The organism is Mycobacterium sp. URHB0021 (assembly GCF_054057895.1).
Genome location: NZ_JBSRZT010000002.1, coordinates 6,872,625 through 6,897,340, shown reverse-complemented (window position 1 = coordinate 6,897,340; position 24,716 = coordinate 6,872,625). Strand labels below are relative to the sequence as shown.

Here is a 24,716-nt window from a genome sequence, read left to right as displayed (position 1 = left end):
GAATTGTGTAAGCCCCGAATCGGGTGGCCCTGCCACAAGTGCCATCCTGAAGGGGCGTAGCTCAACTGGCAGAGCAGCGGTCTCCAAAACCGCAGGTTGCAGGTTCAAGTCCTGTCGCCCCTGCTCAACTGAATACTCGACAAGCGTGGACACTGGAAAGTGACCACGAAGACCAGAAGATCTCAGAACAGGAAGGCATGCGGTGAGCGACGAGCGCGATAGTGCCGGCTCCGCAGGCACCGGTACGGACACCGACTCCGACACCCAGGACACCGGCGACACCCACGGTCAGACCGCGGTGGTGACCCGGCCGTTGCGCCCGACCGGCAAGCGGTCCAGGCGTGGATCGGCCGCCGACGCCGAGGATGGCGAAGACACTTCGCCGAAGACCGAGGCCGCGGTCACCAAGAACGGGTCCGGCGGTAAGGCGAAGACGGCCAAGAAGCGTGAGCCGCGTCGCAACCCGATCACCTTCATCTGGAACTTCCTGCTTGAGGTCGTCGCCGAGCTGCGCAAGGTGATCTGGCCGAACCGCAAGCAGATGATCAGCTACACCACCGTGGTGCTGGTTTTCCTGGCCTTCATGGTGACGTTGATCGGGCTGGTCGATCTCGGCCTGGTCAAGCTCGTGACGCTGGTGTTCGGCTGACCGAGAGAATGAGAGAGGACTGACAAGTGACTTCCTTCGAGGGCGAATCGCCTTCGGCCGTGTCCGATGCGCTCGCCGAAGCGGCGGACCCGGCGACCGTGATCACAGACGAGGCCGCCGAGCATCTGCAGGACAGCACCGCTGCCGAGGCCGTCGAGGCTGCGGCGCCCGTTGACGAGACTCCGGCGCCCGTTGACGAGACTCCGGCCGCTGAGGCGCCCGCCGATGACGCCGAAGAGGAAGATCCGGCTGTCGCGCTGAAGAAGGACCTCCGCCTGAGGCCCGGCGACTGGTACGTCATCCACTCCTACGCCGGCTACGAGAACAAGGTGAAGGCCAACCTCGAGACCCGCGTGCAGAACCTCGACGTCGGCGACTACATCTTCCAGGTCGAGGTGCCGACCGAAGAGGTCACCGAGATCAAGAACGGCCAGCGCAAGCAGGTCAACCGCAAGGTGCTGCCCGGCTACATCCTGGTGCGCATGGACCTCAACGACGAGTCGTGGGGCGCGGTGCGCAACACGCCCGGCGTCACCGGTTTCGTCGGTGCGACGTCGCGTCCGTCGCCACTGGCACTCGACGACGTGGTGAAGTTCCTGCTGCCGCAGGGACAGCCCAAGAAGGTCGCCAAGAGCACATCCGGTGCCGCCGCGTCCACCGAAGCCACGCTGGAACGTCCGGAGATCCTGGTGGACTTCGAGGTCGGCGAGTCGGTGACGGTCATGGACGGTCCGTTCGCCACGCTGCCCGCGTCGATCAGCGAGGTCAATGCCGAACAACAGAAGCTCAAGGTGCTGGTGTCCATCTTCGGCCGCGAAACGCCTGTCGAGCTGACCTTCAACCAGGTCGCGAAGATCTAAGCCCGGGCGTCACGCCCACTAGAAAGGAACACCACACCCCATGCCCCCGAAGAAGAAAGTCGCCGGGCTGATCAAGCTGCAGATCCAGGCCGGGCAGGCCAACCCCGCCCCGCCGGTGGGTCCGGCGCTCGGCCAGCACGGCGTCAACATCATGGAGTTCTGTAAGGCGTACAACGCCGCGACCGAGAGCCAGCGCGGCAACGTCATCCCCGTGGAGATCACCGTCTACGAGGACCGCAGCTTCACGTTCGCGCTGAAGACCCCGCCCGCGGCCAAGCTGTTGCTGAAGGCCGCAGGCGTGCCGAAGGGTTCCGGCACGCCGCATACGACCAAGGTCGCCAAGGTGACGTGGGACCAGGTGCGTGAGATCGCCGAGACCAAGAAGGAAGATCTCAACGCCAACGACATCGACCAGGCCGCCAAGATCATCGCCGGCACCGCCCGGTCGATGGGGATCACCGTCGAATAGCGCCGAGTAGCGCAGCACTGTTCGACCGAGGTCCCGTGGAAGAGCTGGCATCGGCTCGCCTAAACCACAACTCCAACGATTGGAATATCAATGAGCAAGACCAGCAAGGCCTACCGCGAAGCCGCCGAGAAGATCGACAAGGAGCGTCTCTACACGCCCCTGGAGGCCGCGAAGCTGGCCAAGGAGACGTCCTCGAAGAAGCAGGACGCCACCGTCGAGGTCGCCATCCGGCTGGGCGTCGATCCGCGTAAGGCCGACCAGATGGTGCGCGGTACCGTCAACCTGCCGCACGGCACCACGGTAAGACCGCCCGCGTGGCGGTGTTCGCCGTCGGCGACAAGGCCGAGCAGGCCGAGGCCGCCGGCGCAGACATCGTCGGCAGCGACGATCTGATCGAGAAGATCCAGGGGGGATTCCTCGACTTCGACGCCGCGATCGCCACCCCCGATCAGATGGCCAAGGTCGGCCGTATCGCCCGTGTGCTGGGCCCGCGTGGCCTGATGCCCAACCCGAAGACCGGCACCGTGACGCCCGACGTCGCCAAGGCCGTGGCGGACATCAAGGGCGGCAAGATCAACTTCCGCGTCGACAAGCAGGCCAATTTGCACTTCGTCATCGGCAAGGCGTCGTTCGACGAGAAGTCGCTCGCCGAGAACTACGGCGCCGCGCTGGACGAAATCCTGCGGGCCAAGCCGTCGTCGTCGAAGGGCCGCTACCTGAAGAAGGTCGTCGTCTCGACCACCACCGGGCCGGGCATCCCGGTTGACCCGTCGGTGACGCGCAACTTCAACGAGGCGTAACCATCCGGGGCGCAGCAGGCAGCCTGATCGTCGTCACCACGGCGCGGTGGTCGGTGTCCGGGATCCGCACGGAATATGCGTCGACCGCGGTGCAGCGACGGAGCAGCACGTGGTCGATGCCGAACAATGCGAGCGCGCTCGGAAAGGTCGGCAGGCCGCCGGCGCCGGCCTGCTCGGCAGCATCACGGTAGCCGTCCCGCAGCAACGCACGGAACGGGTGCATGTCCAGCGTGCTGTTGAAGTCACCGGCCAGCATCACGGAGCCGTTCCCCGCCCAGCTGTCCATGTCACGCAGGGTGTCCGGCAGGCGGCCGATGTCGTGCCGATAGCCGTGGATGCGCCGCGGATTACGCAGGTGCACGGAAACGACGACGGGCGGGCTCTCCGCGTCCGGGACGTCGATCTTGGTGGCCAGCAACGGCATCAGATATCCCGATATCGATTGCGTCGCCATGATCGGGTACCTGCTCCAGACGCCGGTGCCGGCGCCACCGGGCCGCGGGTCGACGGCTCGATAGGGGAACAGCACGTCGATTCCGGCTGCCGACAATCGAGTGTGCGCCTCCGGAGTGAACTCTTGCACCGTGAGAACATCGGCCCCGGCTTGCCGTGCCGCGTCTACGAGCGCGTCGCAATCGACGCGGCCTATGAACAGGTTGGCGGTCATCAGCCGCAGCTCCCGGCCGGGGGAGTCGGGCGCCGTCCGGTAACGAGTGGCCTGAGTCGCCACCGCGGCCGCCGCGATGACCCCGGCACCGCCCGCCAGCCGCGGCCGGCGGGCCAGCGCCAGCGCCGCGGCGGAAACCGGTCCGGTGAGGGTCAGATACGGCAGCAACGCGGCGGCGAACAGCACGAAGCGATTCGCCACTGGAAGATAGCGCGCGATCACACCTGACGAAACGGATGCCAGTCCCGCCAGTCCCACGGCCGTGAGTAGCGAGCGTGCCGGGCCGTGGGGTCTCTTCACCCCCGACACCGTACCGGCAGAAACTTTCAGTCGGCGTTGATGATCCTTCCGAGCTCGGCGCGTGAGCTGATGCCGAGTTTGCGGTAGATCCGGGCGAGGTTGCTGTCCACCGTCTTCGGGCTGATGAACAGTTTCGCCGCCACGTCGCGGTTGGTCATCCCGGCCGCCGCCAGTTCGGCAACCTGTTGTTCGGATGGGGTCAGCGAAAGAGTACGAGTCGGAGCGACCTTGGTGCGTGCAAGGTCGGCCCGGGCCCGGTCGGCCCATAGCGGTGCGCCGAGTTCATCGAAGGCGTTCAGCGCCTGGCACAGAGTGGCCGTCGCGGTTCCCTTCTGCCGCAGACGGCGCTGAAGCTGGCCGAGCAACAGGAGTGTGCGGGCGCGTTCGAAGCGCATGGGTAACCGGTCGTGTTCGGCCAGCGCCTGTTGCGCCATCTGCTCGGCGGCCGTGACGTCGCCGCTCGCGGCCAGCAGCATGCTGCGGTAGCGGGCGCCCATCGCGATCATCCACGGGCGGTCGAGTCGACGGCCGTTCGTCTCCAGCGCCTTGATGAAACGCTCGGCTTCGCTGTGACGTCCCAGCGCCACCAGCGATTCCACCGCATCCGGGAGGTAGCCGGCGGTGATGATCTCGGTGCCGGGGACGAAGTCGAACCGCGCCATCATCGGTTTCAGGACGGTGAGTGCCTCGGCGTAGTTGCCGAGCGAGACTTCGAGGAAGCCCAGGCTGATCAGTGACCAGTCCGCGAGGCGATGTGAACCGCACCGCTGGGCGATTGCGAGGGCGGTCTGGGCCGCCTCTCTGGTCTCGCGTTCTCGGCCGGCGTAGGCAGCGATGGTCGCCCGAAGCGTCATCGCCACCACACGCAGGTGGTCGCCGCCGAGTTGTTCTGCGCGCTGGACGGTTTCATCGGCGACGATCTCCGCGTCGGCGAAGCGGCCACTCCAGATCTCGATCAACGTGGAGAAGAACGACACGAAGATGAGATCGGTCTCGGCGCCGCGCTCGACACAGTGCCTGCGCACCGACGTCATCTGCTTGCGGGCCTCGTCGAGCGCCCCGGTATACGCCAGCATGAATGCGTTGTTCGCACTGGCGCGGAACGCAATTGGCGCGTCGTCGTCGGGGTCTTCCAGGTCCAGCGCGCGCGCCATCCTGCCCTGGTCGAAACCCAGACCCGACATGCAATTCACCATCACCGAATTGGCCAGTACCTGGCTGGTCAATGCGGGGAGGCCGATTTCCTCCGCGTCGGCCACCGCCTGCTCCGCGGTGTATCGAGCGGCATCGAATTCTCCGCTGTTGAGTTGGGCGAAGGACAGCAGCATCAGGCTGTGAACGCCTATCTCGGGACTGTCGCCGGCGTTGACGAGGGCATCCTGGAGCAGTTCGGCGGCACGCTGGAAGCTGCTGTCGTGAAAGTGCATGGAGGCAAGCAGGTTCAGCGCCGTCGCCCGCTGGACGCCGTGCGGGAAGCGGTCGATCGATTCCTCGAGCAGCTCGTGGGCGCGGCCCGGATCACCCGCCTGCAGGTGGTGTCGCGCCGCGTGTATCCGGCGCCACGGGGAGTCGCCGCCCAGTCGGATCGCCAGCTCGAGCAGCTCGGCCGCCGCGGCGGGGGCACCCCGGGTCACCGCCGACTCGGCCGCGGTGTCGAGCGCCCGCAGCGTGTCCGGCTCCGCGCTCGACGCCGCCAGCGCCATGTGCCTGGCTCTGAGTTCGGGAATCTCCAACATCCGCGCCAGCGTCCGGTGCACCGCGCGCCGGCGCGATGGGCTTGCGTCGGTGTACACGCTCCGCGCGAGCAGGGGATGGGTGAACCGGACCTGATTGCCGTCGATCGTGATAAGCCCTTTGCCCGCAACGTCTTCTAGCAACTGTTCGGCGCGTTCCACCGTGGTCTCCGCTACCTGGGCGAGTAGTTCAAGAGACGGGTCGGCGACCGAAGCCGCCACCAACAACATGGTCACGACGTCGTGGTCCAGATTGCCGGTCCGCAGGCGCATCAGCTCGGCCAGCGAGCTGGGTAACGAGGCGCGGTCGCCCCTCGATCCGGGCTGGATCGAGCGGGCGAGTTCCAGGGCATAAAACGGGTTGCCGCCGGAGATCCCGGCGATCCGCACCAGCGTGGGGCGCGGGAACGATCGTCCGAGTCGGGTAGAGATCAGGGCGTGCAGACCGCCCAGACTCAGCGGACTCATCCGAATCCGTTCGATCCCGTCCGCGCGCACCATCTGCAGCCAGCTCGTCGCGGTTGCGCCGACGGAGTCCGCGCGCTCGGTGGCGACGACGCCGACCGGACCGGCGAACCGTCGGGCCGCGAACGAGATCACGGCCTGGCTGGATGCGTCCATCCATTGCACATCGTCGATCGCGACGAGTACCGGCGCCCCAACGGCGAGGCGGTCGACGATGCCGGCGAAAGCGGCCGCTACCACATGCTGATCGGTGGCCGGTCCATCCGAGGTGGTCCGCAGCAGAACATGGTCGACGGCGATGCGTTGCAGGTCCGGCAGGTCGGCGAGGATTCCCGGGTCCACGTCACGCAGCAAGTCGGCAACCGTGGCATAGGCCAACTGCGACTCTGTTTGCCCCACTCGGGCGGTCAAAACCCGGTATCCGCGCTCGCGGGCCTCGTCGACCGCCACCAACCACAGCGTGGTCTTGCCGATGCCGGCCTCACCTTCGATGGTGAGACCGGACGGCTGCGTGCCTGCCGATCGCAGGAACTCCGACACCGCTCGCAATTCCAGCGGCCGGTTGACCACTCCGGTATTCAACAACCCACCCCATGACAGATAGCAAACCGAGGATACAGCACCACACCACCTTCTGCCGGGGGCTGCGTGCCAGCTAGAGGGTGATTTTTCCGGTGCTCGACTCAGCGCGGCGGGTATATTTGCGGCAACGTCAATGAGGTCTCGCTCGGGCGCGCGCCGGATGCTGGTGCCGGATGCGGGTGCCGACCCGTCCGGTGAGACGCTGGTGCGGTACGCCTGCCCGCAGGCACGCCGCGGTGACAACGGCAGAGGATTCGGCGTCGAAGACGCCGTACAGCACCTCGTCGGTGGGCACGGCGAGCGTGACAATCAGGCGCACGGGCGTGCCTTCATCGCTGACGGTCGAGGTGGCCTGATCGAGCCTCGTGACGATGTCATCGACCGATTGCTCGGTCAATTCGGGCAGATACCACTCCGCCAGGTAATGAGAGACGTCGGGTCTGGCGTCCATGTGCCGACTGTATGCAAGCAGAGCCCAGACGGAATCGGGTGTTTCCCTACGGTCAGGGGCCTTACGTGACCGTTCAGAGATATCCGACTGTCACCACAAGAGCTCGATGGTCAGAGCCTGGCAAAGCCACGGTGCGCGCCGAAACCGCTTCGCAGTCGCGGGTCAGAATGTGGTCGAGTGCGAATACCGCCGGGATGACACGGAGATCGGCGGGATGAGTGCGAGTCAAGCCTGCGCCCGCCTGTTCGGCGGCGTCGCGGTAGCCGTTCCGAAGAAGTCGGCGAAACTCAAGCAGGTCCGGTGTGGCGTTGAGATCGCCGGCCACTAGCACGGGTCCGGGTGCTGATGTGCCAATCTCCTTCAGTGTCACGGCAAGGCGCGACATGTCGTCGCGCCAGCCCTGGAGCGGATCCGGCCATGGCGCGGACATGTGGGTGACGACGACGGTGGTCTCGCGGTCCGCGCCGGGTGTGCGAATCCGTGCTGTCAGCAATCCCAGCCAGAACTCGTCGTACTCCGCGCCAGGCAGGGCCGGGTAACGGCTCCAGATCCCCACGCCTGCAGGCCCTTCTCGAGCCCGTAACGCACGGTAGGGGAAGGTTGTGTCGATACCCGCGGCGGACAGCCGATCAGCCTCTTCTGGGGTAAGTTCCTGAACCGCAAGGATATCGGCATGCTGGTTCGCCAAATGCACGAGCGCATCGGGATCGGCGTGGCCATACCGCAGGTTGGCCGACATCATCCGCAGACCGCCCGCCGCGGTTTCCCCGCCGACCCACCACGGCAGCTGAACGGCAACCATGGCGATTGTCAGGGCAGCGCCGAGGAAGCCGAAGGTCCACTCCCGGATCGTCGCGAACAGGATCACGGCCAGGGGCGCGCCGAGCATGAGATAGGGCGCCAGCGCAGCCGTCACCAGCAGAGGGCGGTTTACGTTGGGAACGAAGCGGGCGGCGAACGCCGCCGCGGCGACGACAAGGGTCAGGCCGGCGATCACCGCGACCACAGTGCGGGCCATCACACGCTCTCAACGCGCACGGCGAGCGCGAGTGAGTACATTCGGGGTTGTCTCCTCCGGTTGTGCGTGGAACGCGGCGATCCGCACCGCCCAGCCTTGCGGGCCGGCCGATGTGGCGGCTACACGGATCGCCCGCCGCTGCCGGCCGGCATGGCTGCCAGCAAATCCGCGACGTAAGGCTACTAGTCTGAACGGCGGCGGCCACTTCCGACAGGTGGCATCCGGCATCGGACAGGGTCGCCGTCGGACAAACCAAATGAACGCCCGCGGCGTTAGGGGAGTTTTCAGTGAAGGTGTTGGTCACCGGCGGCGCCGGTTACATAGGCGGCCACGTCGTCAACTCACTCGAGGGTGATGGGCACGACGTGGCGGTTCTCGATGACCTGTCCACCGGGCAGCGAGAGAGGCTGAAGCCGCAGACGCCGCTGTTCGTCGGCTCGGTGCTCGACACCGAGTTCGTCGCCGGGACTTTGCGGGAGCACCGAACCGACTGCATCGTCCATGTCGCCGCCAAGAAGGCGGTGGAAGAGTCCGTCGGGGATCCTCTGATGTATTACCGCGAGAATGTGATCGGCATGCACAGCGTGCTGAGCGCGATGGTCCGCGTCGGAGTCGCGAAGTTGCTCTTCTCCTCGAGTGCCGCCGTATACGGGGTGCCCGCCGAGGGTTTGGTGATCGAAGATGCCCCGACGGTGCCGGCCTCGCCGTACGGCTGGTCTAAGCTGATGTGCGAGCAGATGATTCGTGACACCGCGCACGCTGAAGGGCTCGAGTGGGCTTCGCTGCGCTATTTCAATGTCGCGGGCGCCGTCGCACCCGAACTGGCCGACCGGGGTGAGAACAACTTGATTCCCCGCGTTTTCCGCGCCATCAGCGCCGGCGAGCGGCCACAGATCTTCGGAACCGACTACCCGACACGCGACGGCACCTGCATCCGGGACTACATCCACGTCGGTGACATCGCCGACGCCCATGCCGCGGTGGTCCAGCGCATGGCAGACGTACGGCTCGCCTCGACCTACAACGTCGGAACCGGCCAGGGCACCTCGGTGCTGGAGGTCATGCTGACGACGAGGCGGGTCACCGGTATCGACTTCTCCTGGGACGAACGACCCCGGCGGGCAGGCGATCCATCATCGGTCGTCGCCGACGCCAGCAGGATCGGATCGGAATTGGGCTGGCATTCTCGATACGACCTGGACAGTATCGTCGAAAGTGCTTGGCAGGCATGGTCCGCCGTGCCCAGCACGCCGCAGAGCTGAACCGGTCACTATTCGATGGTGGATCACAGCGACGTCAGGAACGCGACGAGCTGTCGATTGACCTCGGATGCACGCTCCTGTTGCAGCCAGTGCCCGGCGCCGGTGAAGATCTTCATGTCCTGAAGCCCCGGCACCTGGCCGGGCAGGCTCGCGAGTGCGTCCGGGGCGTTGCCGGCGATCAGGTCGTATTCGCCGGCAAGATACAGTGCCGGCTGGTGGATGGCCGCGCCCACGAACGGTCCGAGGATGGTCGGCAACGCCTTGATGTTGCGGTACCAGTTGAGACCACCGCGGAACCCGGTGCGGGAGAACTCCGACACATAGAACGCCACGTCGTCCTCGGTGAGCCAGGGGGGCAACACCTCGGGTCGCACGAGGTTCTCGACGAAACCCTGCCCCTTCGGGAAGTACCCGTCCCAGCCACCCGTATGCACACCGTCGGCCACGATGTCGCCGCTGATGGTGTACAGAAATCCGCGGATGGAATCGTCTACTTCGGCCTCCAGGTCGGCTTCGGCCACCCCGGGCTCCTGGAAGAACAGGCGGTAGTACTCCCGCGAACCCGCGACCTGCCGCATCACGTCGTTCATCGTCACGCCGTCGGGCAGTGCGGGAATCGGCGGCACGAAGGGCACGCTCAGCGCGGCAACCGCACGGAACATGTCGGGGCGCATCAGCGCGCTGTACCAGGCTGCCATGGCGCCCCAGTCGTGGCCCACCACGACGGCCTGCTGCGCTCCGGTCGCGGCGACCACACCCACCACGTCGGCCACGATGTGGCTGATCGAGTACGCCTCGACCGCGGCGGGCGCACTGGTGCCGCCGTAACCACGCATGTCCAAGGCCATCGCCCGGAAACCGGCCTCGGCGACCGCCGGCAGTTGGTGGCGCCAGGAGTACCACGACTCGGGGAATCCATGGCAGAACACCACCAACGGGCCGTCACCGATCGATACGGTATGTACCGCAATGCCATTGGACTCGATCTGGTCGTGCTCGAACGATTCAGTGCCCACCGCTACTCCTGTTTTGTCTATCGATGAATATCGAGCGCCACAATTCGATTGAGTGGAGTCGTTGCCGTGCAGGTCAACTCCCAGATATCGAGATAGACCTGCACGCGCCGCGTCTTGGCGCCGCCCCGAAATGTGACGAACGCGAACCGCGACCCACGTCCGTCAAACGCATAGCCAGGGCCAAATCGTGCACAACGTCTCGTATCCGCGTGTCAGGAGTGTCCCGGTCTTCGCCGAGGATCGGCTCGTCGACTCATGGACAATACGCCGGCCGACGGCCAGGAGACGCAATGTTGACGGTCAGATCGCGCACACCGGCACTGCTTGGCTGAACCTCAGAGTTAAACGGGCTATGAGGCGACAACACCGTGAGTGAGGCCGTCGCTGCACTCCTCGAAGCATATTTCCTCTTAGCCTTGACAAGACGGTGGCTGAGCACTCTGCCGCCGATGTCGCAGGGGAATCAGCCGCCGCATTCGGTGACACGGCGCTGCAGGAATGCCCGTGCGGGATCGGACCCGCTGTATCCCAGGGCGATTCCGTACCACTTTCGTGCGTCGGCTCGACGCCCAGCCCGTCGAAGGAGATCGGCGCGGATCGACGCCACCGTACTCGACCGGGCCAGCCGAGGATCATCGGCGACCTCGTCCAACGCGTTGAGCCCCGCGGCAAACCCATCACGGAATCCGATCGCGAGCGCTCGGTTCGCCCGTACCACCGGTGAGTCGGCGATCGCCAACTGCGTGTCATAGGCCCGGCAGATGGTCGACCAGTCCGTCTCCTGCCAACTCGGTGCTGTCGCATGCACCGCGGCGATCACCGCCTGTGGCAGGTACCCGCCTGCCGCGCCGGCGGCCCGACGCAGCTCGTCGAGCCCGCGGCTGATCCGGTCACGGTTCCACCGGCTGCGGTCCTGCTCATCGAGCGGTATCAACGCGCCGTCGGTGTCGACCCGCGTCCGGCGCCGCGAGTCATGCAGCAGGACAAGGGCGGCCAGGGCATGCGCATCACGCTCATCGGGCATCAACGAACACAGCTCGCCGGCCAGCCGGACGCCTTCGTCGCACAGCTCGTCACGGATCGCCGACGGTCCCGCGGTTGACCAGTAGCCTTCGGTGAAGACCGAGTAGATGCAGCCGAGGACATGTGGAGTCCGTTCCGGGAGCAGCTCCCTCGGCGGCACCCGCATCGGGATGTTGGCATGCCGAATCTTGCTCTTGGCCCGGGTTATTCGCTGGCCGACCGCAGACTCGGATTGCAGCAGTGCCCGCGCGATCTCGGGAACGGTCAGTCCGGAGATCAGCCGCAGGGTCAGCGCGAGCTGCGACGCGCTGTCCAGCGCTGGATGCGCGCAGGTGAACATCATTCGTAGCTCGTCGTCGCGCACGGGGTGCGGATCGGAGCGGGTGGCGCGGGCCGCAATATCATTGATCACGGCGGCGAGTTCCTTTCCCGGCCGCGCGGATTCTCGGCGCAGCCGGTCGAGGGCGCGGTTGCGGGCGACCGTCACAATCCATCCGCCCGCATTGTCTGGAACACCGTCGCGCGGCCAGGCGCGCAGCGCCTCGGCGAAGGCCTCCTGGACGGCGTCCTCGGCGACGGTGAGATCACCCGACCAGCGCGCCAGCACCGCGACGGCCGGACCCCACTCGCGCCGGAAGACGCCGTCCAAGTTCGTCATTGGGGCCAGTCGTCAGAGACCTGAGACGCCGGCCAGCCGACGCAACTCCACCGCCGATGCCGGTATCATCGAGGCGATCTTGACGGCTTCGTCGCGGTCCGGCGTATTGATGTAGTAAAAGCCGTTGGCCACTTCGGCACCTTCGGCGAACGGCCCGTCCGTCAGCGTCACCTGCCCGTCCCGCACCCGCACCGTTGTGGCGGTGGTCGGAGGCTGCAGCGGTGCCCCGCCGACGACGGTGTCACCCGCCACCTCGCCGAACGCGATGTGCGGCTTGACACCTTCATCCCACTCGGGCGTTCCCGGCGTCACCACGTTCTCGGGCGCTTCCAGGAGCAAGGCCAGCCAGCTGTCGCCGGTCAGCGGTGTCCGAGCGGGGGAATAGTGCACCATCGGCCACACCTCGACGGCGCCGTATTTTGCGGCGGGGATCTGGCGGGCGAGTTCGAGTGCGTCGTCGAGGTCGTCGGCCTCGAAGACGTAATAGCCGCCGGCCACCTCTGCTCCCTCGACGAAGGGACCGTCGGTGATGGTGGGATTGGCCGGGCCGCCGGTGATCCGCACCCCGGCAGCCGACGGGGTCAGCGCGTCACCCGAGCGGATGGCGGACGAAGCCACCGCGTGGAAAGCCTGGTATGCCTCCATCTCGGCGGCCAGGGCGTCCGGGTCCGGGGCCGTGGTGGGCTCGGGGCTGAGCAGCAGCGCGAAGTAGTGCATCGTCATGTCCTCCGGGATAGCGAGCGGAACCCTGTGTCCCACTCTCTACCTGTCCGACGAACGGCGTTGCCCGGATCCGACAGCCTCACAGGAACGTCAGAAATTGCTTCGGTGTTCTACCTTCTGCGTGCGGTGCGTTATGTGATTGTTAGCGAATGCGTAAATCGGTTCGGCCACTGGTCGTCGTTGTTCTTTCGCTTTTCAGCGCCGTCGTGCTCGGCATCGCCTCGGCCTTCGTGTCCGCACTCGCGTTCGGCGCGGTGGGGTTGATCGTGCCGGGCACCGGTACGCCGATCGCAAGCAACACGACGGACTACCTGAAGAACGCCCGCGATTACTACATGCAGGGGACGGCGTGTAGCGACGAAGGAAACTGTCCCGAGGCCACCAATCTCATCGGCATCGACTATCCGGCATCGTTCTGGCCGCTGCCGTTTGCCGGCTGGTGCCGATCGGGACCGGACGGGTGCGACAAGTGGGACGAGTCGGTGGGCAAGGGTGCTGCCGAGCTTCAATTGCAACTGCAGCACTACTTGGACTCAGATGACCCGGATGACCAGCAGATTGTCATCTTCGGTTACTCCCAAGGTGGCGCCGTCGTCTCCAACGTCTTGAACGCTTACATCGCCGGGCTCGGCCAATCGGAGAAGGATCGACTGAAAATAGTCACGATCGGCGGCATTCAGAATCCCAACGGCGGCCTGTGGCCACGCCTCGGGTTCTTGGGATTCATCCCCATTCTCGACGTGTCTTTGCGTCCACCGATGAATCCCAACACTGGCGTGACCTACACGGCCATCGGCTTCCAGTACGACCCCGTGACCTTGGCTCCGCGCTATTGGGGAAATGCCTTCGCGCTGCTGAACGCGTTGGCCGCGTTCGAGACCGTCCACGGCTACTACCTCGAACCAACGGGCCCCAACAACACCCCGCCCACGGGGTCCCCGGCCTACGGGTACGACCCAACGGAACTCGAGGACCAGGTGAACTGCACCGCGCACCCGGGGAATTGCCGCGACGACCAGTACGGCAACACGTACGTGACGATTCCAGCGCGGAGTCTGCCACTGACGGACCTGGTCATGTCGGTTGTGCCTGCGCCGCTGACCCCGATCGTGAAGCCGTTCATCGACCTGGCCAAACCGGTGCTGAAGGTGCTGGTCGATCTCGGGTACGACTTCAGCGGCGATCTCAGCGTGCCAACACCACTGTCGATCTTGCCGTTCAACCCCTTCCAGAACTGGCTCACCGTCGGGGTAAACCTCGCCAACGCAACGGCGCAGGGCATGCAGGCCTTCCTTGCCGACTTCGGCATCGGTGCCCCCGCCGTCGCACCGGCTGTCAGCGGGGTGACGTCGACGAATCAGATGCGTGCGATGTCGCTCGCGGGGCCGACGTCGAGCGAGCAACGAAATCAGGTCGAGCAGTCGAAGAAGGGCAGTGTCGCAGAGGAACTGGGATCCAACACCCAGACCGTGAAGCAGGACGGGGAACTCGATAAGAAGATCGAAGGAAACGTCGATGACACCCTGCCCGCCAAGACCGACATCGAGGGCGAGGGCAATGTCACGCAACCCGAGGTGACAGACTCCGATCCTGAGGAGACCCAGAAGGTGGACGACACCCAGAAGGTGGACGACAAGAAGGTGGACGACACCCAGAAGGGTTCCGAGGAAACCAAGAAGGGCTCCGAGGAGCTCAACAAGGACCCTGAAGACACCAAGCAGAACGACGTCAAGAAGGACGCAAACGAGGGCCGCGCCTCGATGAACTTCTCGCCGAAGAAGACGAACGAGGGCTCGGAGGGTGGTACGGGCGCAGGCAAGAACGACGCTGCGGGCACCCCGGCCCCGTCAACGAATGACACCGAGGGCTCTGAGAAGGCCGCGGCCTGAGCCTCCTGCCGTTCGCCGAGGGAGCGCCCTTTCGTGAGCTGTCACCGTGTGATGACGGCTTGCGAAAGGAAGCATCTCCGCTCCGACGCCTCCACGCGAGCGATTTTGCGGGGGACGACTAAACGGCTGCCGCCGGTTTCTGGCAGGTCGCCAGGTTTACGTCGGTAGGGCCACTGCAGTCGGGGCTTGTCGATGCGCAGGCGCTCCAAACGTGTTGTTTACCTTGGTGTTCGGCGGCGATAGCAGCGCCGAGACCGGTCCAGTCGCGACATGACCCGGACCAGACGCATGGATGGACCGTGAACGTCGCGTCAACGGCACGGACCGGCCGGCGTAACGGGCTGCCCCCGGCCCTCGCGGTGTCCGCTCTTCGGCTGACAAGAATTTGCTATATCTACATATCGATGCGCCATACGAAAATCTACTCGTCCAGCAATAGTTTGCCTCCTGCCAGCGGCAAGTCTGCTCCGCTCGGCAATAAATCCCATCTCAACTGCACTTATCAAGGGCTCGACAGAAAGTGAAGTTTCTCATTTCCTGTTGCACGATCTGCGTCCTTATGTAACGCTGGTCTCCTGAAGGACAAGATCAAACTTCGCCAGAACGGAATATAGGCGACATTCAAGGGTGAGGAGGCGCCGCAGCCATATCTGCGGGACGTATCTCAGCCGCTATCGAGCGGTGTGCAGGCCGAGGTTCGCTCACCCGAGCTTGACGACCACGTTTCCGAATGGATGCCTATTGCCCGAATCGCGCATGAACTCTGCGGTCGGCAACGACCGCGAAGCCGAGTTTGGTTGCGTCCGAACGAAATTCACAGAGGATCGTCCTCTGGAGAGGATCACGGGGAGAACTCAATGACCAACCTTCTGGCGCGGTCTCTTTCGACCAAGTGGGTTCGAGGGTGACGACACTGTCGATCGTCATGCCGGTCTACAACGAGTCGGCCACGATCGTTCGTGCTCTGGAACGCGTGCTTGCGGTGGAGTATCCCTGCCCCATGGAGTTGGTGGTGGTGGATGACGGAAGCACGGACATCACACCTGCGCTTCTGCAGCCCTTCCAGGATCGAGGGGTGACGACGGCTCGCCACACGACCAACTTCGGCAAGGGCGCGGCTGTTCGCACGGGGATCGAGATAGCGACGGGTACCCACATCATCGTTCTCGATGCCGACCTCGAATACTCACCGTCGGACATCCCCAGCCTGCTGGCTCCGGTGCTCGACGGCTTCGCCGACCACGTGTTCGGGACCCGAGTGTTCGGGCTGAACACGAGGTTCCCGTCCTACCGGTTCGCCAAGGGTGGCCGGTTCACCACGGCGGTGGCCAACATGCTGTACGACTCGTACATCACCGACATGCACACGTGTCTGAAGCTCATACCGTCACAGGACCTGCGGGCGCTCACCCTGTCCCAGGCGGGTTTTGGTCTTGATACCGAATTGACCGCCAAGCTACTGCGCGCCGGCATCCGGCCCTACGAAGTGCCAGTGACCTACTACGGACGGACAATCGCCGAGGGCAAGAAGATCACCTGGCGCGACGGCGTCGAATGCCTCTGGATTCTCGCGAAGATCCGGATGCGGCAACCCGATCAACTCCCGACAACCGCGCAGAACGTCAGCATCCTGTCGCGGCGGGGTATCCGCGCTATCCGGCCCATGCACAAGGTGTTGCTCGAGCCGAAAGTGGCAAATGCCCCGAGCTGACGAACTATCCGCGATCGGCTACGCCGACGACACTCGACCCCTTGTCTGCGCTGAGGATTCGACAACGGACACGGCGCCGAGAACCGAGCGGCGGCCGGCGCTCGGCGGCTTCGGCGCGGTGCTCGGTGCGCTCGTCGTTCTGCTGATCGGCGGTGCCGTCGCAGGCTTGGTGTCCAGTGGCGCCAGGCACCAACTGGCCATGTCATTCACGGAACAACCGCAGCGGTACACGGAGCTGTACTTCTCCTCGGCCACGGCGGCGCCGATCAAGGATGGGTCGAGTCGGTTGGCGGTGACGGTGTCATTCGTCGTGACGAATCACCAGGGCCAAGTGGTCGAGTATCCGTTTGCGGTGACGCTTGTCGACGCCGACGACCGGCCGGTCGCAGGCACGACTGGCACTGTGGCGGTGCCCGAGTCCGCGTCGACCACCCCCTCGGCCGTCGTCGATGTGCCGGGCTCGGCGCAGTGGACCGCCATCGAGGTCAGTTTGACCGGTCGATCGGAGCAATTGCACGTGCTGCGATCGCAGTTCGTGGCGGCAGACGGATGAGGATCGTCAAACGTGCTCAATGCCAAGGCCATCCGCCGCGACATCTCATCACATATGTCAGTGCTTTCTATCCGCCTCACGTCGGCGGCCTGGAAAGCGTCGCAGAGACGTTGGCCACTCGAGTGGCGACTCGACACGACGTCAGCGTCCTCACCACGAGGTGCGGCGCGCAAAAGGCTGCCGGCAGGGAGACGGACGCCGGTGTTCGGATCCGGAGATTCATCGGCTGGACGGTCGCGCACACCCCGCTGTCTCCCGGTCTGGTTCTGAAGCTGCTACTGGTGAGCCGGCGTTCCATTGTCCACGTCCACGTCGCGCACGCCTTCGTGCCGGAAGTCGTTCTGCTCACCTCGGCAATTCGGCGTCGGCCCTATGTCGCGCACTTCCATGTCGATGTCGAGCCGACGGGGCCGCTTGGTGTCTTGCTCGACACCTACAAGCGGTGGATCCTCCGGCCCGTCCTGCGCCGGGCGGCGGTCGTCATCACCCTGTCGAAGCATCAGGCGGATTTTGTCGAAACGCAATACGGCATCCAGCCTGCACGCATCGCGGTCATCCCGAACGGCGTTGACACCAATCGCTTCCGAAACGATGAACCCGCCGAAGGCCGAGAGACGACACAGCGTCCGCTGCGGATCCTGTTCGTCGGTCGGCTGGAACCCGAGAAGAACCTGACCCGACTGCTGGACGCATTGACCGACGTCTCATCCGATGTCGAGTTGGTCATCGTCGGGTCCGGCAGCCTGTCTGAAGATCTGCGTGATCAAGCGGATCGCCTGGGTCTGTCGGGCGTGAGGCTGGTGGGTGAAGCACGCGGCAACGCATTGACTCACTGGTACCGATGGGCCGACGCATTCGTATTGCCGTCGGACAGAGAGGGAATGCCCCTCGTCGCTCTGGAAGCCATGGCGGCAGGCCTGCCGATCATCGCCACCGACGCTGCGGAAACCCGCGAACTCATGGAGGGCGTCGCCTTGCTCACGGGGCGAACGCCGGAGTCGCTGGCCGAAGCCATCGAACGCATGGCGACCGACCATGAGCTTCGTTCACAGCTCTCCGCCTGCGGTGCCGATCGCAGCCGGGAATTCGACTGGGGCGCGACGGTCGTCAAGCTCGAGCAACTCTACGATGCGGTGGCGGCAAGGTGACCACCACCACGTCGGCGGCGCCTGCTCGCGGCCTTCCTCGCGCCTCCGGCAGCCGGGGAGAACTTGTGCTCATGTTCGCCTCACCCGCCGCGGCGGCTCTGGTGCTGGTCGGCTGGGGACCTCTGGTCCTGCGCATGGCCGCGGGCGTGTTCCTTCTCATCGGCCTGCCCGTCATTCTTCTTAACGCCAAGATCAATTGGCCGAGCGGGACCCGTCTTCACGAGTCGTTGTTGTACTCACTTGCGATCGTCATGGTGGGGATCATCTTCGGTGGTCTCGTGATAAATCAGACGCTGCAGTTTCTGGGTATTTCCCGACCACTCGACCGGGTACCGGTAGTTGCAACGGTTTTCGTCGTGCTCCTGGCTTTGGGGATCTGGCGCCCGCATCGATGGCGATGGTCCGACGGCTTGCCGCCCGATCACCCGCCGATCGCCCTTCTGGCGATCGGCCGCCGCGACCAAGTGCTCATTGTCGGATCCGTCGTCGTGCTCATCGGCTCGGTCGCCGGCGCCATCCGGCTGAACAACGATCTGGGTGGCGGTGTTGCCAACCTCACTCTGATCGTTGCCGCGATCGTTCTGGTCGCGTTCTTCGCCTGGCGTGATTCGATCAGCGAATTGACGGTGGGTATCACCGTCTATCTGGTGTCTTTGGCGCTGCTCTTGATGAACTCGCTGCGCAGTTGGCTATTCGTCGGCGGCGACATCCAGTACGAATTCTCGATGTACCAGCTCACCTCGGGCCATGGGCTGTGGGATGTCGGATCCCTACGTGAGGCGTACAACGCATGCCTTTCCGTCACCATTCTTCCCACGGTGATGGGGCATATCACCAGCGTTCCGGACCTGTATGTCTTCAAGGCGCTGATCCAGGTCTTGTTCGCGCTGTGCCCGGTGCTGCTGTACTTGATCGCTCGCCGCTTCGCCTCCAAATCGGTGGCGATGCTGGCGATAATCTTCTTCATCCCCCTGCCGATGTACTGGGGTGACATGCCCACGATGGTGCGCCAGGAAGTCGCTTTCTTCTTCATGGCGGTGGCGCTTCTCCTGATCACGAACCGTGCATTGTCGCTCCAGCATCGCCGAATCGGTTTCCTCATTCTCGGCGCCGGAGTGATGCTGTCGCACTATTCGACGATGTATGTCTTGTTGTGCACTTTCGTTCTGGCGCGCCTGATCGGCGGCGTCGTGACATTTGTCCGAAAGGTGCGTGAAAAGCGGCAGGGCAGGCGCCGAATTGTGCGCCACCGCCGGCCCTGGCCGAAAGCATCGGTTGTCGTCACCTGGCCTGTGATTCTGCTGCTTGCCTGCCTCACCTACGTGTGGATCGGACCGCTCACGGGCACGGGTGGGGAACTCGACAACACGTTGCGGTCGACGCTGAATTCTCTGAGCGGGGAACAGGCCGGCCTACGGTCTTCGTCAACGTCCTACAGCGTGCTGGGCGGCGGAAAGGCCACCCCGGAAGCTGTACTCCAGGACTACAAAGACTCCGCCATCAAGGACATGCAGGACAGTCGAGCACTCGGTCTCAGCTATCCGATCTCCGAGGTCGAAAAGTATCCGGCTGGTGTCGATCTCCCCGAAGACATGCCGCTGTCGGGGGTCGGACAGGCGGCGCAGCAAATGGGCGTGAACCTGCCCGATGTGAAACGCGTTGTCGCGGGAGTGCTGGCCAAAATGGTGCAGCTGTTCATAGGTCTGGGACTGCTGCTGGTGATCTTGGGGCGTGCGCGCGATTTTAGGCCCAGCCGCGAATTCACCATGGGCGCCGCCGCATGTGTCGTGATGATTTCTCTCGACGTGCTCCTGCCGATGGTGTCCACCCGCTACGACGTCGGGCGAATGCTCTGCCAGGGGCTGTTCTGGCTCGCCCCGTTCCTGGCGGTGGGTGCCATCCAGGCGTTCGGGTGGCTCGGACGGTCCTGGGCGGTGCGAGTGGCGTCGGGCCTCGCCATCACCCTGTTTCTGCTGTCGACCTCCTGTCTGTCCCAGCTGATGGGTGGGGAGCCTCCGGCATTGCACCTCAACAACGCCGGCCCGAACTACGACAAGCACTACCTGATCGAACAAGAAAGCACCGCGGCCCAGTGGCTACAACGACGCGTTGAGTACCGATCGGATTTCACGGTGCAGTCCGAATGGGATGCGGGTCTGATCGGCTTCTCGACCATTCGCCCCTCCGACGGTGCGTACCCGGCCTTCATTCGGAGGGACGGTTACGTGTTCCTCGGGATGTCCACCGTGGAGAAAGGCACGGTGACGGTTTTCCACGGTGGTGACTTGGTGGCCTATCACTATCCGTTCGACTTCCTGACGCAGAACAAGAGCCTCATATACAGCAACAACGCCGCGAGAATCTACCGATGAACCGTACCAACGCGGCTCCCGGCATTGGTGCCGACGCCAAAGCCACAGCAATGATTCTGGATGTCATCGCGGTGATGTGCGCTTGCGTCTGGTTCTATGTGGCGACTGTCGCGGCGCTGAAGCCTACTGAGTTGGTCCGGCCGTTGTGGGGGGTCGTTCCCTGGCGGCAGGACACCGTGGCGGCGGTCTGCTTCGCCGTGTCGGCGGCGGCATGTCTGGCGGCCCGTGTGGTCGTTCAACGGCGTCGGAATGCCGGATTGTCGCGGCGCGCGTTCGCGGAGGCGTGCCTTCGAACACTTCTCGTGTACAGCGGGTTGGTTGCGGTGTACCTGTGCGCCAACGCCATCACCCATCCCAGCACGCTGGATATGCCTTTGACTCACTTCATGAGTTGGCCGACGGAGGCTGTCGCGCTGGCAACGTCGATGATCTGTGTAGCCGCATCTTTCATCGTGCTCCGCAGCCTGGAGAACCGACGCCGACACGGGCTCGGTAACGGATCGGATCACGATGTTCAGTCAACGAACTGAACCTCATCCGCACCTCGATGCCGATGCCAGGGGCAACGTCGATCGGCTGGTCCGGAGTTCCGTATTTCTGATGGCGTCCTCGGCAACGATGGCGCTGCTGGGATTCTTCTTCTGGATCGTGGTCGCCCGCAACTTCAGTCCTGAACAGGTCGGTGTCGGAACCTCGCTGATTTCGGCGATTTCCCTGATCGCCTATCTCAGCCTGCTCGGGCTCAACGGAACGCTTGTCCGATTCATGGCGACGTCGAGGGCAAGAGACGCACAGATCACCGAAAGCCTGGTGGTGGTCGGCGTGGTCGGGATCGTCATCTCGCTGGTCTACCTCATGGTCGTGCCCCTCTACGCGCCGTCGCTCGCCTTCGTCGCCGACCATCCGTTGTATGCGTTGGTATTTCTGCTCGCCGGAGCAGCAGCCGCGCTGAACCTGCTGACCGACGCCGTCTTCATCGGAGCCCGCAAGCCGGAATACAACCTGCTCCTCGATGGTCTCGTCCAAGGGCTGGTGAAGCTCGTCCTGCCGATCGGGCTGTTGGGCCTCGGCGCATACGGGATCTTCGGCTCCGTTGCCACCGGTTATGTGGTCGTCGTCGTCCTGAGCCTGCTGTGCATGCGCCACTCGCTCGGCTTTCGATTCACCTTCCAGCGGTCGGCTATCACGAAATCGCAGTTCACTTACTCGATCTCGACCTACGTCTCCAGCGGCCTGGCGGTGCTGCCGACGTTGTTGTTGCCGTTGATCACGCTGCACACCCTCGGCGAGTCGCAGACGGCCTACTTCGCCTTGGCCTTTCAGATCGCCCTGACTCTTTATGGGGTTTCGTATGCGGTCGGAGAGGCGATGTTCGCGGAGGGTTCGTTCGACGAATCAAAACTGCCAAGCCTGCTGAAACGTTCCGCGCTGTTGTTGACTGCGGTGCAACTCTGCGGTGTCGTTGTGCTGATCGTCTCAGCGCCCCTGGTGCTGCGCCTCTTTGGCGCGCAGTACCGAGAACACGCGCTGGACGTGTTGGTGGTGCTCGCCGTAGGAGCGGTCGCGGTCGCGCTGCATACCTGGGCCGATTTCGTGCTCAAGGTGGTCGGGCTGATGCGGAACCTCGTCATCTCCGGCGTCATATGTGTGACAGTGACCATCGGCATGGCCCTGCTGTTCGGGTCGCGCGGCCTGACGTGGTTCGGGTGGGCATGGGTGATCGGAAATCTGGTCGCCGGTCTGTACGGAGGGTTCGTCGTCATCATGCGGCAGCGGCGCGCCGGGCACGACCTCGCGCTGACCGGTTCGCCCGACGCATATACGGGCCAGACGGAGACAGCCGATGCGGACTGAATCGCGTAAGTGGCGCGCTTGGATCGTCGATGGATGTCGTGATGGAGCCGGGAGAATTCGTTGCGTATCTGCTTTGTGACCAACCTCGGCTGGCCCGCCGGGGGCGCGGAGACCAGCATCATGTTGCTGCGCTCGGCGTTGGTCGAGCGCGGTCATGAAGTCCTGGTCGTGGCGACCGACGCGGGCGCGGCCGGCAGAAGCGATGTGTTCGCCGACATCTTGATCCCGCACATCGAAGGCGGGCCAGTCCGGCGGCTCGGTCAGTATCTCTTCTTCAGTGCGGGATACACCGCGCTGAAGCGGGCATTCACGTCGTTCCGCCCCGACATCGTGCATTTCCACACGGTGGGGGAGCTGAGTCCGGCGGCAATTTTCGCGGCGTGGGGCATCCCGTTCGTCATGACAGTGCACGGGCCCGAGGACTTCACCCTGGCACTACATCCCTGGCACCTGCCCGCCACCGACTACCGCCGCCGATCATATCGACGATCAGATATGCGGCCGATCGGTTACCTACGATTGCTGTACCTACGGCTGATGCAACGTCCTGTATATCGTTTGGCGCTCCGTCGCTGCAAGGCGTTCGTCGCGCCCAGTTCGTTCATCGCACGTGTGTTGGAAAGCGATGTGCGCTCCGATCGAATCGTCCAGCTCGACAACGGTGTCGTGCTCGGCGAACCGACGCCGGTGCCCGGCGGGGAACGCTTCGTGTATGTAGGGCGCCTGGAGGCCGTGAAGGGTGTCGATGTGCTGTTGCGCGCCGTCGCACGGGCACGTGTGCAGCGTCCTGAGATACGGCTGGCCCTGGTCGGGGACGGCGACGAACGGGCTTCACTCGAAGAGCTGAGCATGCGGCTCGGGGTTTCCGATTCGGTGACGTTCCGTGGACGCCTCGACAGCGCGGCCGTGGTCTCGGCGATCTCTGAGGCGAAAGCGCTTGTGATTCCCTCTCTTTGGCCCGAAACGTTCGGCTTGGTGATTGTCGAGGCGATGGCCGCGGGCAGACCGGTTCTCGGCAGTCGAGTCGGCGCGATTCCCGATATCGTCACCGACGGGGTGAACGGGATCATCACCGATCCTTACGACGAGGGGGCGCTCGCCGACGTGTTGGTGCGTCTGGCCGACGAGGATGCACTGTGTCGAAAGATGGGCGAGGCGGCCCGTGAACGCGCAGAGGAGTACTCCGTCGAGAAGTTCACGGAGAACATCTGGTCGCTCTACAACCGAATCGTGAGGATCGCGGCATGACCATGTACGCGCGTCGGCTGCCGACGCGAAGACAGACCCCGGCGACCGAGGTATTCGAGGCCGACGTCTTGTCGGTGGATTCTGAATTCAGAACGCTACCAAAGGCGCTCGTCGTTGCGCACTACTTGCCTCCGCACATCGGAGGGCTGGAATGCGTGGCACAAGCCGAGGCCGACGGACTGTCCGCCGCGGGATTCCAGGTTAAGGTCATCACGAGCTCCTGTGGAGCAGACCCAGCGGCTGCCGCCGCGTCGCAGACCGGTCCCGACATAGTGCGGCTGCGCGCTTACAACGGGTTCGAGAAGTATGGCGTTCCGTTCCCCGTCTTCACGCCAAAGATTTTCACTTCCGGATGGCGGCTCGTGCGGTGGGCTGACATCGTCCACATTCACGACACGCTCTACATCTCCTCCTGGGTCATCGCCGTCCTGTGCTGGCTTCTGCGGACGCCGTATGTCGTCACCAAGCACGTCTACTTCGTGGCACACCCGTCGCGTGTCGTCGGCGCGGTTCAGCTCGGTGTGAATCGACTTTTCGGCAGATGGGTGTTGGCAAAGGCACAAGCGATCCTGGCGATCAACCCGGATGTGGAGCGGTGCGTCGTCCAAGACGAACCCCGCTTCCGAGGCAAAACGCGGGTACTGCTGAATGGCGTGGACACCAACCGCTTTCGGCCGCCGACCGATACGGCCGAAATTGCGGAGATCCGCACACGATACGGATTGCCGAGCGGAGCGCTCGTCCTGTTCGCCGGCCGTTTCGTCCCGAAGAAGCGCCTTGAATTGTTGCTGGAGTGCGACAGCGACCACTACACGATCGTCTTTGCCGGTGGTGGACCTGACGACCCGAGCCGGTCCTCGGGTAATCGCGTATTCCTGGGCAGCCTCGCCCAAGGGCAGTTGGCGGAGGTCTACCGGGCGGTCGACATCTTTGTATGTCCCTCGATCTCGGAGCATATTCCGTTGACGGTGCTCGAGGCGTTGGCCTCGCGACTGCCGGTCGTGGTCGAGGACGATTCGACAGACGACCTGTCATCCTTGTTCGGGGAACAGTTGATCCGTGTGCCGGACCTGGCGTCGAACCTGGCCGAAGTTCTGGACAACCTGGCGATGGAGGTCACGCACCGACGGACCGGAGGTGACCAGGGCGTTGAGGCGGTGGCCGAATCGTTTTCCCTGGACGCACACATACGGAACCTGTTCGTCGCCTACGTCGAGGTGATGGATACATGCCGCGCCGATCGGCCGCAGTTGTCTTGAGTCCTG

General features: G+C 64.3%; 20 protein-coding genes, 1 tRNA gene and 1 pseudogene. 15 read left to right on the top strand and 7 right to left on the bottom strand.

All coding sequences use genetic code 11. The features are described 5' to 3' along the window. Window positions 1-50 precede the first annotated feature (50 nt). From ACVWWN_RS36000 to rplA, 5 genes and pseudogenes are all read left to right on the top strand, one after another. A tRNA-Trp gene (locus tag ACVWWN_RS36000) sits at window positions 51-123 on the top strand. 79 nt (window positions 124-202) lie between these two features. Next, window positions 203-649 (top strand): preprotein translocase subunit SecE, encoded by a 447-nt coding sequence (secE, locus tag ACVWWN_RS35995; RefSeq protein WP_457148117.1) that lies wholly within the window; start codon window positions 203-205, stop codon window positions 647-649. A gap of 26 nt (window positions 650-675) precedes the next feature. Then, a complete protein-coding gene (nusG, locus tag ACVWWN_RS35990; RefSeq protein ID WP_457148116.1) occupies window positions 676-1,509 on the top strand; it encodes a transcription termination/antitermination protein NusG in 834 nt (277 codons plus the stop codon). Window positions 1,510-1,549: 40 nt separating this feature from the next. Continuing rightward, on the top strand, window positions 1,550-1,978 hold the full coding sequence (rplK, locus tag ACVWWN_RS35985; RefSeq protein ID WP_457148115.1) for a 50S ribosomal protein L11: 429 nt from the start codon (window positions 1,550-1,552) through the stop codon (window positions 1,976-1,978). Between the two features lie 90 nt (window positions 1,979-2,068). Then, window positions 2,069-2,778: pseudogene (gene rplA, locus ACVWWN_RS35980) on the top strand (50S ribosomal protein L1). On the opposite strand, the gene ACVWWN_RS35975 reads toward rplA, so the two are convergent. The 4 genes from ACVWWN_RS35975 to ACVWWN_RS35960 form a co-directional block, all read right to left on the bottom strand. Continuing rightward, window positions 2,765-3,745, bottom strand: a complete 981-nt coding sequence (locus ACVWWN_RS35975) for an endonuclease/exonuclease/phosphatase family protein (RefSeq protein ID WP_457148114.1) — start codon at window positions 3,743-3,745, stop codon at window positions 2,765-2,767. The pseudogene rplA and the gene ACVWWN_RS35975 overlap by 14 nt on opposite strands. 26 nt (window positions 3,746-3,771) lie before the next feature. Next, complete coding sequence (locus ACVWWN_RS35970) at window positions 3,772-6,525, bottom strand: helix-turn-helix transcriptional regulator (RefSeq protein WP_457148113.1); 2,754 nt, start codon at window positions 6,523-6,525, stop codon at window positions 3,772-3,774. Between the two features lie 130 nt (window positions 6,526-6,655). Further along, on the bottom strand, window positions 6,656-6,976 hold the full coding sequence (locus ACVWWN_RS35965) for a hypothetical protein (RefSeq protein ID WP_457148112.1): 321 nt from the start codon (window positions 6,974-6,976) through the stop codon (window positions 6,656-6,658). A 73-nt stretch (window positions 6,977-7,049) separates the two neighbouring features. Next, window positions 7,050-7,994: an endonuclease/exonuclease/phosphatase family protein gene (locus ACVWWN_RS35960; RefSeq protein ID WP_457148111.1), complete on the bottom strand. Its 945-nt coding sequence runs from the start codon at window positions 7,992-7,994 to the stop codon at window positions 7,050-7,052. A gap of 287 nt (window positions 7,995-8,281) precedes the next feature. Between ACVWWN_RS35960 and galE the strand changes: the two genes are divergently transcribed. Next, on the top strand, window positions 8,282-9,256 hold the full coding sequence (galE, locus tag ACVWWN_RS35955) for a UDP-glucose 4-epimerase GalE (RefSeq protein ID WP_457148110.1): 975 nt from the start codon (window positions 8,282-8,284) through the stop codon (window positions 9,254-9,256). 23 nt (window positions 9,257-9,279) lie between these two features. On the opposite strand, the gene ACVWWN_RS35950 is transcribed toward galE, so the two are convergent. From ACVWWN_RS35950 to ACVWWN_RS35940, 3 genes are all read right to left on the bottom strand, one after another. Further along, window positions 9,280-10,272, bottom strand: a complete 993-nt coding sequence (locus ACVWWN_RS35950; protein ID WP_457148109.1) for an alpha/beta fold hydrolase — start codon at window positions 10,270-10,272, stop codon at window positions 9,280-9,282. Window positions 10,273-10,735: 463 nt separating this feature from the next. Beyond that, the gene (locus ACVWWN_RS35945; RefSeq protein ID WP_457148108.1) at window positions 10,736-11,953 is read right to left on the bottom strand and encodes an RNA polymerase sigma factor; all 1,218 of its coding nucleotides are present in this window, start codon (window positions 11,951-11,953) and stop codon (window positions 10,736-10,738) included. Window positions 11,954-11,965: 12 nt separating this feature from the next. After that, window positions 11,966-12,670 carry a YciI family protein gene (locus tag ACVWWN_RS35940; RefSeq protein WP_457149407.1) on the bottom strand — a complete coding sequence of 235 codons (705 nt, stop codon included), beginning with the start codon at window positions 12,668-12,670 and terminating at the stop codon, window positions 11,966-11,968. Window positions 12,671-12,825: 155 nt separating this feature from the next. On the opposite strand from ACVWWN_RS35940, the gene ACVWWN_RS35935 reads away from it, so the two are divergent. The 9 genes from ACVWWN_RS35935 to ACVWWN_RS35895 all read left to right on the top strand — a co-directional run bounded on the left by ACVWWN_RS35935 (window position 12,826) and on the right by ACVWWN_RS35895 (window position 24,710). Continuing rightward, complete coding sequence (locus tag ACVWWN_RS35935) at window positions 12,826-14,565, top strand: PE-PPE domain-containing protein (RefSeq protein ID WP_457148107.1); 1,740 nt, start codon at window positions 12,826-12,828, stop codon at window positions 14,563-14,565. A gap of 904 nt (window positions 14,566-15,469) precedes the next feature. Then, window positions 15,470-16,276: a glycosyltransferase family 2 protein gene (locus tag ACVWWN_RS35930; protein ID WP_457148106.1), complete on the top strand. Its 807-nt coding sequence runs from the start codon at window positions 15,470-15,472 to the stop codon at window positions 16,274-16,276. Next, a complete protein-coding gene (locus ACVWWN_RS35925; protein WP_457148105.1) occupies window positions 16,263-16,829 on the top strand; it encodes a hypothetical protein in 567 nt (188 codons plus the stop codon). The genes ACVWWN_RS35930 and ACVWWN_RS35925 overlap by 14 nt, the downstream gene beginning before the upstream one ends. Next, window positions 16,826-17,977, top strand: coding sequence for a glycosyltransferase family 4 protein (locus ACVWWN_RS35920; protein ID WP_457148104.1), 1,152 nt, complete (start codon window positions 16,826-16,828; stop codon window positions 17,975-17,977). The genes ACVWWN_RS35925 and ACVWWN_RS35920 overlap by 4 nt, the downstream gene beginning before the upstream one ends. Continuing rightward, window positions 17,974-20,349 (top strand): DUF2206 domain-containing protein, encoded by a 2,376-nt coding sequence (locus ACVWWN_RS35915; RefSeq protein ID WP_457148103.1) that lies wholly within the window; start codon window positions 17,974-17,976, stop codon window positions 20,347-20,349. Before ACVWWN_RS35920 ends, ACVWWN_RS35915 begins: the two co-directional genes overlap by 4 nt. Next, window positions 20,346-20,879 carry a hypothetical protein gene (locus ACVWWN_RS35910; RefSeq protein WP_457148102.1) on the top strand — a complete coding sequence of 178 codons (534 nt, stop codon included), beginning with the start codon at window positions 20,346-20,348 and terminating at the stop codon, window positions 20,877-20,879. The genes ACVWWN_RS35915 and ACVWWN_RS35910 overlap by 4 nt, the downstream gene beginning before the upstream one ends. Then, window positions 20,860-22,203, top strand: a complete 1,344-nt coding sequence (locus ACVWWN_RS35905) for a lipopolysaccharide biosynthesis protein (RefSeq protein ID WP_457148101.1) — start codon at window positions 20,860-20,862, stop codon at window positions 22,201-22,203. The genes ACVWWN_RS35910 and ACVWWN_RS35905 overlap by 20 nt, the downstream gene beginning before the upstream one ends. Window positions 22,204-22,263: 60 nt before the next feature. Continuing rightward, window positions 22,264-23,451: a glycosyltransferase family 4 protein gene (locus ACVWWN_RS35900; RefSeq protein WP_457148100.1), complete on the top strand. Its 1,188-nt coding sequence runs from the start codon at window positions 22,264-22,266 to the stop codon at window positions 23,449-23,451. Next, complete coding sequence (locus ACVWWN_RS35895) at window positions 23,448-24,710, top strand: glycosyltransferase family 4 protein (RefSeq protein ID WP_457148099.1); 1,263 nt, start codon at window positions 23,448-23,450, stop codon at window positions 24,708-24,710. Before ACVWWN_RS35900 ends, ACVWWN_RS35895 begins: the two co-directional genes overlap by 4 nt. Window positions 24,711-24,716: the final 6 nt, after the last annotated feature.